The sequence below is a fragment of the Ruegeria sp. HKCCD8929 genome, assembly GCF_013031405.1.
GTDB lineage: Bacteria > Pseudomonadota > Alphaproteobacteria > Rhodobacterales > Rhodobacteraceae > Ruegeria.
This window is the reverse complement of sequence record NZ_WPZY01000135.1, coordinates 1-1,314: the sequence shown is the minus strand read 5'-3', so window position 1 is coordinate 1,314 and position 1,314 is coordinate 1. Positions and strand designations below refer to the sequence as shown.

General features: G+C 65.6%; 1 pseudogene. It reads right to left on the bottom strand.

From position 1 onward, the window contains the following. Positions 1 to 37: 37 nt before the first annotated feature. Positions 38 to 1,314 (bottom strand): annotated as a pseudogene (locus GOX53_RS30450) (hypothetical protein); the annotation flags it as partial.

Below are 1,314 nucleotides of genomic sequence, written 5' to 3'. Positions count from 1 at the left end.
TCGGTGCCGATGATCGAACGGCCAAAGAGACCCAGCATCAGTCATGCCTCCAGCGTTGCTCGTTGCGCATCCGCTCTTCCAGCTCTTCCAGAGCCCGCTGCACCATGTCCTCGAGCTTCGGCATCGTGTCCTTGTCCACATTGCCGTTGACCGTGAGCTGGATCGGCGCCGAGACTGTGGTGGTCGACCCCGCCGCCCGCTGGGTCACATAGCGCCCGCCATCCGGATTTTCCGAAGCCGCGACAGGGCCGCTCGCGGCAACAGCGATGGCCCCGGCGGCGGCTGCAGCCCGTACCGCATGTGACGACGCTGCGATGTTGCGCCTGGTCCGCAGATTGAGCGGACCATTGGGGCGGAACGCGGAGGTCTCCGGCCGGCTGGCGATCTCGGCCACGCGGGCACGTGTTGCCTCGTCCCCACTCTGCACCCAGTTCCAGGCGCTCTTCATCCAGTCCGGTACGATGCCCGAGAGTTTCGCCGAGATCGCATCCACCATGGCCACAACCAGCGAGGAGGCACCGTCCCAGAGCGATTGCATGATCGCCACGCCAGCGTCGTAGAGGTTGATATTCGAGAAATAGTCGACCAGCTCTCCGGCAAGCCCCGTCAGATGTGCCGGCAGGTTCATGATGTAGGAGACCACGGCGCCAACCGCATCGCCAGCCGTGTGCCCCCAGCTTGCCCATTTCTCGGCACTGGCGTCGATTGGCCCCAGCAGATCCGTCATCCAGGTCCACAGCGCGGAGGCGGCATCGACAATACCCTCGACCAGCGGGCGGGCCGGGCCAAGGCTGGCCATGAAGGCTTCCCCGAACCCCTGGAAGAAGGCCACCAGCCCCGACCAGTTGTTGTAGATCCAGGTGCCAGCCATCGCGAGGCCGACAACCAGGGCGCCAATACCGGTCGAAATGATCGCCACGCGGATGGCGATGAACGCGGCGCGCACCCAATTGAGCGGATTGAGCATAGCCAGAAACGCCCCGCCCAGCCGCAACGCACCACCAGCAGCCGAGGCCAGGCCGATGCCAGCCAGCGCCCGGCCAGCCATCACGGCCCCGCGTGCGAACTGCACCAACCCGACCGCCGCGCCCAGAATGACCCCCCGGAACGGGATGGCCAGAACCGCCAGCGCCAGATTGCGCCAGCCGCCCAGGGCATCGGCTGCGGATTGCAGGAGCGGACGCAGGGTCTGCCAGAACCCAACGGCCGAGGCGCCGAAGTTCCAGATGGCCTCCAGCCCGATCAGGATGTGATCGGCAATGCGCTTCGCCCAGATTTCCAATTCGCCAGAAGCTTCCAATCGGTTGATCTCGT